7 protein-coding genes are annotated in these 7615 nt (G+C 67.4%); 3 read left to right on the forward strand and 4 right to left on the reverse strand.

The window, feature by feature from the left end:
* Nucleotides 1–251, reverse strand: a 251-nt coding sequence (locus tag GX543_RS02615) for a YccF domain-containing protein (protein WP_290849590.1), incomplete at its 3' end; no start/stop codon positions are given.
* A 34-nt stretch (nucleotides 252–285) separates the two neighbouring features.
* Between GX543_RS02615 and GX543_RS02620 the strand changes: the two genes are divergently transcribed.
* Nucleotides 286–549 (forward strand): hypothetical protein, encoded by a 264-nt coding sequence (locus GX543_RS02620; RefSeq protein ID WP_290849591.1) that lies wholly within the window; start codon nucleotides 286–288, stop codon nucleotides 547–549.
* A gap of 100 nt (nucleotides 550–649) precedes the next feature.
* Here the strand turns inward: GX543_RS02620 and GX543_RS02625 are convergent, their stop codons facing one another.
* From GX543_RS02625 to GX543_RS02635, 3 genes are all read right to left on the reverse strand, one after another.
* The gene (locus GX543_RS02625; protein ID WP_290849593.1) at nucleotides 650–2101 is read right to left on the reverse strand and encodes a catalase; all 1452 of its coding nucleotides are present in this window, start codon (nucleotides 2099–2101) and stop codon (nucleotides 650–652) included.
* Between the two features lie 108 nt (nucleotides 2102–2209).
* On the reverse strand, nucleotides 2210–2803 hold the full coding sequence (locus GX543_RS02630; RefSeq protein ID WP_290849594.1) for a DUF937 domain-containing protein: 594 nt from the start codon (nucleotides 2801–2803) through the stop codon (nucleotides 2210–2212).
* Between the two features lie 76 nt (nucleotides 2804–2879).
* Nucleotides 2880–3890, reverse strand: a complete 1011-nt coding sequence (locus GX543_RS02635) for an alpha/beta hydrolase (RefSeq protein ID WP_290849596.1) — start codon at nucleotides 3888–3890, stop codon at nucleotides 2880–2882.
* A 386-nt stretch (nucleotides 3891–4276) separates the two neighbouring features.
* Between GX543_RS02635 and GX543_RS02640 the strand changes: the two genes are divergently transcribed.
* Together GX543_RS02640 and GX543_RS02645 are read left to right on the forward strand one after the other, a co-directional pair.
* Nucleotides 4277–4615, forward strand: coding sequence for a hypothetical protein (locus GX543_RS02640; RefSeq protein WP_290849597.1), 339 nt, complete (start codon nucleotides 4277–4279; stop codon nucleotides 4613–4615).
* Nucleotides 4616–4908: 293 nt separating this feature from the next.
* A partial coding sequence (locus tag GX543_RS02645) for a glutamate synthase central domain-containing protein (RefSeq protein ID WP_290849598.1) occupies nucleotides 4909–7615 on the forward strand: 2707 nt, incomplete at its 3' end.

Below are 7615 nucleotides of genomic sequence, written 5' to 3' on the forward strand. Positions count from 1 at the left end.
CCGATGGCCAGCCAGATGCCCGCGAAGATGATCCAGATGACGTTGCCGATGGTCGACGCCGCTCCGGCCTCGGGCTTGCGGATCACCGTGCGGCCAAAGGGCCACAGCGCGTAGTTGGCCATCCGGAACGACGCGATGCCGAACGGGATGGTGATGATGAGGATGCAGCAGATGATGCCTGCGGCAATGTAACCGAGCGCCATCCACAGTCCACAGAGCAGCAGCCACAACACGTTCAGGATTGTCTTCACAGGTCCATTCTGCGCTGTCGCATACGCTTTCGGTATGGGTAGTGCCCCGGAATCAGACATCGGACGTCGCGCACTGTGGTCGATCGCGGCCGGCGTCGTCCTGACCGTGCGCGTGATCGCGGTGATCATCACGCCGATCCTCGTGGTGGCCTGGCTGGTGGCCGCGGTGCGATCGAGCCTGCTCAACGGGTGGATGTGGTGGGCGATCGGCGCCGCGCTCGCGCTGTTGATCAGCAACTACCTCTACAGCTACCTGCGTGTGCGCTATCCGAGCCGGAGTCGGCGCTGGGAGGAGTAGCGGCTTCGCTTCCACCGTTGTTTGTTACCCGCAGCGGGTAACAAACAACGGCGGAAGCGTTCAGGACCTCAGAACGGAAGGTTCCGATCCTGGGCGTTGATCACTGCTGGGCGCGCACTTGCGTCTCGATCGTGGCTCCGATGTCCGGATCGATGTTCTTCCAGTAGTCGAAGGCGCGGAGCAGCACCGGTTCGGAGACACCGTCGAGTAGATGGCCGGCCACGTTGCCGACCAGTCGCGCGCGTGCGGCGTCGTCCATCACCTCGCGGACCAGGGTCCCGGGTTGCCCGCCGTCGTTGTCGTCGCGGTGGTCGACGTAGGCGCTGCGGACCAGGTCGCCGTCGGCGGCCCACTGGGGCTCGGCCTGGCCGGGATAGTCCGCGGCGGGGCCGCCCTTCGAGTTGGGTGCGTAGACCGGGTCGCTGACCGAGTCGATCCGCATCGCGCCGTCCTTGGAGTAGCTGCGGACCTCGTTGCGCGGCCGGTTCACCGGGATCTGCTTGTAGTTGGCGCCGAGCCGTGCGCGGTGGGCGTCGGAGTAGGCGAACACTCGGCCCAACAGCATCCGGTCTGGGCTGAACCCGATGCCCGGCACCACATTGCTGGGTTCGAATGCCGCCTGCTCGATCTGTGCGTGGTTGTCGGTCGGGTTGGTGTGCAGGGTCATGGTGCCGACCTCGTGCAGCGGGTAGTCCGCGTGCGGCCACACCTTGGTGAGGTCGAAGGGGTTGAAACGGTAGTCCTTGGCGTCGTCGAACGGCATCAGCTGCACCTTCAACGTCCAGCTGGGGTGGCTTCCGTTCGCGATTGAGTCGAACAGGTCGCGCACGTGGAAGTCGCCGTCCTGCCCGGCGAGCTGATCGGCCTCGTCCTGCGTCAGGAACTCGACGCCCTGGTCGGTGATGAAGTGGTACTTGACCCAGTGCTTCACGCCGCCGGCATTGACCCACAGGTAGGTGTGCGAGCTGTACCCGTTCATGTGGCGCCACGACCGGGGGATGCCGCGGTCGCCCATCAGCCAGGTGACCTGGTGCGACGTCTCCGGCGAGAGCGTCCAGAAGTCCCACTGCATGTCGTGGTCGCGGAGGTTGTTGTCGGCGCGGCGCTTCTGTGAGCGGATGAAGTGCTGAAACTTCATCGGGTCCTTGATGAAGAACACCGGGGTGTTGTTGCCGACCATGTCGTACACACCCTCGTCGGTGTAGAACTTCAGGGCGAACCCGCGCGGATCGCGCCAGGTGTCGGGGCTGCCGCGTTCGCCGGCGACGGTGGAGAAGCGAGCCACCATCTCGGTCTTGGCGCCGGGCTGAAACAGCGACGCGCAGGTGTACTGCGAGACGTCGGCAGCGGTCTCGAAGGTGCCGAATGCGCCGCTGCCCTTGGCATGCGGTTGTCGTTCGGGGATGCGTTCGCGGTTGAACTGCGCCATCTGCTCGATCAGATAGTGATCGTGCAACACGATGGGTCCGGCGGCGCCGACGGTGAGCGAGTGCTCGTCGCTCCCGGCCGGTGCGCCGGAGTCTGTGGTGGTGTAGGTGGTCTCCTCGGACATGTCACCCTCCCGAAGGTTGAGTGCGGGGCTGTTCTGATCGACCCGAGCGGTGGTCGGGCCCAACTCGACCCTATCCGTCGTTCAGATGACATGCCCGAGAACTTGCCCTTACTTCTTGCCGCCGAGCATTCCGCCGAGGAGATCGCCGAGGCCGCCACCGCCACCCTTGCCGCCTCCGAGAACGCTGCCCAGGATGCTGCCGAGGTCCATGCCTCCGCCGCCGGCGCCGCCTTGTCCACCCAGCATGCCGCCGAGGAGGTCGCCCAGACCGCCCCCGCCGGCCGCAGAACCGGCGGTCGCGCCGCCCTTGCTCTTTCCGAACTGGTTCATCACGAAGCTCAGAACGATGGGCGCGAGAATCGGGAGCAGCTTCTTCACCAGGCCCTGGTCGACGCCGGCTGCGGGGACCGCGCCGCTGAGTGCCTGGGCGACGTTGTCGCTCTCCTCGCCGAAGAGGTTGTTGACGATCTTCTGACCGTCGGCGGTGTCGACCTCGTTCAGGTTGATGGTGCCGCTGGCGAGGTCGTTGTCGTGCTTGGCCAGCTTGTCGGCCAGGCCGTCGTCGTTCTGGACGCCGAGTCCGGCCACCAGGGTCGGGACGGCCTGCGAGACGGCGGCGCGCACGTCGTCGGGGCTGGCCCCGACCTGGCTCGCGAGATCGTCGATGGGCAGGCGGCTGATGAGGTCGTTCAGGTCGGCCATGTTCTCACTTCCGATGAGGGGATTCGAGGCTGATTCTGTCACGGGGCGCTGGCATTCGGGGCGTATAGGACATCGCTCAGGAGCGACGGTCGCGGATGCTGTGCGCAGCGATGAAGTCGGCCGCCTCGCGGACCGCGCGCTGCGATTCGGGAGTGAAGTACGGGAACATCTGGAAGACGTGCCCTTGGCCCCGCCACTCCTGCAGTTCCGAGGTTCCGCCCGCGGCGAGGAGCAGGCGGTGGATGGTGCGGGCGTCGTCGGCCATGATCTCCCGGGAGCCCACCTGGATGAGGGTGGGCGGCAGGTCCATGTCGGGCGTGAGCTGGACGCGCATGCGCGGATGGTCGGGGTCGGCGCCGCCGGTGTACAGCCCGAGAAAACTGCGGGCGCCGGTCACGTCGATGATCGGGTCGCGCACGCCGCGGCCCTCGAGGTCGAACGCCAGCTGGAAGGTCGGATCGTAGAGCGGCGAGAACAATGCGAGTGCGCGTGGCTGCGGTACGCCGGCCGCGTGGTTCGACGCGAGGAGATCCATCGCCAGGTGTCCGCCCGCGGAGTCGCCCGCGACGATGATCTGCCGGGCGTCGAATCCCTGCTGCAGGAGCCAGCGGTAGCCGCGGATGGTGTCGTCGCCCGCCGACGGCCAGCGGTACTCGGGGCCCATGCGGTAGTCGAGGCTGAAGGAGCCGATGCCGGCATGGCGGGTGAGGCGGGCGACCAGTCCACGGTGGGTGCGCGGGGAGCAGATCACGTAACCGCTGCCGTGCAGGTAGTAGACGATCGAGGCACCCGACGCGGGCGTGGGGATCCCGCCGCCGAGCCCGCTGCGCTGGTGGATCCACTCGCCGCGGACTTGTCCGCCGGCGACGCGGTCGCGGACCGGGGTGGTGCGGGTGTCCTTCGGGACCGGGCTCAGCAACGACAGCCCGCGGTTGACGCCCGGGCGGGTGGCCGAGAGCAGCGTCGGGTGCGACAGCACGCGTCGACCGGCGGCGGCCATCAGCGGGCGCGAGGCGACCGTCGACCTCGAGAAGGCGCGAGAGCGCCACGACGCATGCGACCAGGCCGACTGTGACGTAGATGACACAATGAGACTGTATCCCGTTTCTGCCTCACCGACGTCCGATCGCGGGATCGGACGGCGTCGTTGCGCGCCCCCAGGCGGCTGATTGCCTGGTCTGACCTCGGTGTTCGGGGCCGAGCCGAGGCCTTTCGGCGTAGCGTGAGGCACACCGGTGAGTCGCCGGGGCCGACGTCTGGAAGGCGGGAGTTCCCATGAAGTCGAAACGAGAGCAGAAGCCACGAGCGCGACCTGCCGTACTCGGCGTCGCGGCGGCGATCACTGCCACCGGCCTGGTGTACGCCGCGGCTCCGCAGGCCCCGGCGTAACCGACCCCGTCGCCGCCCGCACCGCATCGGGTCGATCAGCTCGGCGACTTCGCGTACGCGCAACTGTTCGCGGTGGGAGTGCAGGTGTACGAACGAGTCGAGACCCGACGCAGCACGGTGTACACGCCCGCCGCGACCACGCTTTACACGCCGATTCTGGAGCGACTCCACTCGCCTCGTGACGGACGGCGCGGAACGCTGCGATATGGCTTCATCGGATCGCAGTTGCCTGCGGCGTTCGCCACGCAGGGCACATTGCACCGACCGTCGCCACGGCTCGGCAGCGGTCGGGTATCCAAGCTCGATCCGAAAACCCTCGAGCCGTCCGGGCAGATCGTGTCAATCTGCGTCAACGACGTCACCAACGGTCGTCCGATCGGGCCGCTGGCCGGAGGCAGTCTCGCGCTGTGGTGCCCGGCATGACGATCATCCGCAGGCCGGCTCCGTCGGCGGCTCTGCGGTGCGACCGAACCGAGAGTGATCGGCGCGACCGCGATCGGTACGACAAGGTGAGACGGCAGCATCTTTTTGCCTGACGGCGGCCGAGGTGGAATACTGGTTGTACTGCGCTCTTGTTATCGGGATATTTCCTGAAAGTTAGAGCGGACCAGCAATGAAGCTGAATCCCCGGGCGGTGCGAACCTCTGCGCCGACTGCTACCGGGACTCTCCAGTACGTGGTTAGTGCGCAGCGTGGCGTGCGGAGTAGGCAGATTCATGAAGCACTTGCCGGGGCCCGTCGGGCTCTACGATCCGGCCAACGAGCATGACGCATGCGGCGTCGCCTTCGTCGTCGACATCCATGGTCGTCGCAGCCGCGACATCGTCGAAAAGGCCATCACCGCGCTGGTGAACCTCGAGCACCGCGGTGCGGCAGGCGCCGAGCCGAACACCGGCGACGGCGCGGGAATCATGATCCAGGTCCCCGACCGCTTTCTGCGCGCCGTGGTCGACTTCGCGCTGCCCGCCGAGGGCGAGTACGCCACCGGCATCGCCTTCCTGCCGCAGGCGTCGGCCGACGTCGACGAGGCTGTCGCCGGTATCGAGGCGATCGTCGCCTCGGAAGGTCTGACCCTGCTGGGATGGCGTGAGGTTCCGGTCGACGAGAGCTCGCTGGGCGCGTTGGCCCGCGATGCGATGCCGACCTTCCGCCAGGTGTTCCTGGGTGGCGCGGCTGGCATGGATCTGGAGCGGAAGGCGTACGTGGTGCGCAAGCGCGTCCAGTACGAACTCGGCGAGAAGGGCGCCGGTCAGGACGGCCCCGGCCGCGAGACCGCCTACTTCCCGAGCCTCTCGGGTCAGACGATGGTCTACAAGGGCATGCTGACCACCCCGCAGCTGCGTGACTTCTACCTCGACCTGCAGGACGATCGCGTGGAGAGCGCGCTCGGCATGGTCCACAGTCGCTTCTCCACCAACACCTTCCCGTCGTGGCCGCTGGCCCACCCGTTCCGCCGCGTGGCGCACAACGGCGAGATCAACACGGTCAGCGGCAACGAGAACTGGATGCGTGCCCGCGAGGCGCTCATCGACACCGACGCCTTCGGCGCCGACAGCCTCGAGAAGATCTTCCCGATCTGCACCCCGGGCGCCTCGGACACCGCGCGGTTCGACGAGGTCCTGGAGCTGCTGCACCTCGGCGGTCGCAGCCTGCCGCACGCGGTCCTGATGATGGTCCCCGAGGCCTGGGAGCGCAGCGAAGACATGAAGCCCGAGCACCGGGCGTTCTACGAGTACCACTCGGCGCTGATGGAGGCGTGGGACGGACCGGCGTCGGTCTGCTTCACCGACGGCACCGTGATCGGCGCGGTCCTGGACCGCAACGGTCTGCGACCCTCGCGCATCTGGGTCACCAAGGACGGCGTGGCCGTGCTCGGCTCGGAGGTCGGCATCATGGATGTGGATCCGGCCGACATCGTCTCGAAGCATCGCCTGCAGCCGGGCAAGATGTTCCTGGTCGACACCGCGCAGGGACGGATCGTCGCCGACGAGGAGATCAAGGACTCCCTCGCCGGTGAGCACCCCTACCAGGAGTGGCTCGACGGCAACCAGGTCGCGCTCGCCGATCTGCCCGCGCCGCCGGCCCAGTACATGCCGCACGACCGCGTCGCGCTGCGCCAGCAGGTGTTCGGGTACACCACCGAAGACCTCCGACTGCTGATCTCCCCGATGGCCGCCACCGGCGGCGAGGGCTTGGGATCGATGGGTACCGACACCCCGGTCGCCGTTCTCTCGAACCGCCCGCGGATGCTGTTCGACTACTTCCAGCAGATGTTCGCGCAGGTCACCAACCCGCCGCTCGACGCGATCCGCGAGGAGGTGGTCACCAGCCTCGGCATCCGCATCGGTGGTGAGCGCGACCTGCTGAACCCGGGCGCCGAGTCGGCCAAGCAGATCGTCCTGCGCCAGCCGATCCTCGACAACGTCGATCTGGCGCGCCTGGTCGAGATCGACGGCCCGGCGACGGGCTTCCCGTCGGTGCACATCCACGGTCTGTACCCGGTGGTCGAAGGCGGCGAGGGACTGCGCCGCGCGCTGAACGACGTGCTCGACAAGGTGTCGGCGGCCATCGCCGACGGCGCACGCATCATCGTGCTGTCGGACCGGGAGTCGGACGAGACGCTCGCCCCGATCCCGTCGCTGCTGCTGACGTCCGCGGTGCACCACCACCTGGTGCGTGAGCGCACCCGGACCCGCGCCAGCCTCATCATCGAGTCCGGCGACGCTCGCGAAGTGCACCACATGGCACTGCTCGTCGGCTTCGGCGCCAGCGGCATCAACCCGTACATGGCGTTCGAGACCATCGACGACATGCTCCATACGGGTGCGCTGTCGCGCGCCGACGAGGGCATGACTCACGAGGAAGCCTACTTCCACGCGCGCAACAACTACATCAAGGCGGCAGGCAAGGGCGTCTTGAAGGTGATGAGCAAGATGGGCATCTCCACCGTTCCGTCGTACAACGGCGCCCAGCTGTTCCAGGTGATCGGTCTGAGCCAGGAGGTGGTCGACGAGTTCTTCACCGGCCTCAACAGCCAGCTCGACGGCATCGGGCTCGACGAGATCGCCGGCGAGGTGGCACAGCGCCACGCGCAGGCGTTCACCGATCGCCCCGCCGAGCGCGCCTACCGCGAGCTCGAGGTGGGCGGCGAGTACCAGTGGCGTCGCGAGGGCGAGTACCACCTGTTCAACCCGGACACGGTGTTCAAGCTCCAGCACGCCACCCGCACCGGCCAGTACTCGGTGTTCAAGGAGTACACCAAGATGGTCGACGACCAAGCAGCGCGCCTGGGCACGCTGCGCGGCCTGTTCGACTTCAACTTCGGCGACCGCGACCCCATCCCGCTCGACAAGGTGGAGCCGGCCAGCGAGATCGTCAAGCGCTTCTCGACCGGTGCGATGAGCTACGGCTCCATCTCCGCCG

The organism is Gordonia sp. (in: high G+C Gram-positive bacteria) (genome assembly GCF_012515855.1).
Classification (GTDB): Bacteria; Actinomycetota; Actinomycetes; order Mycobacteriales; family Mycobacteriaceae; genus Gordonia.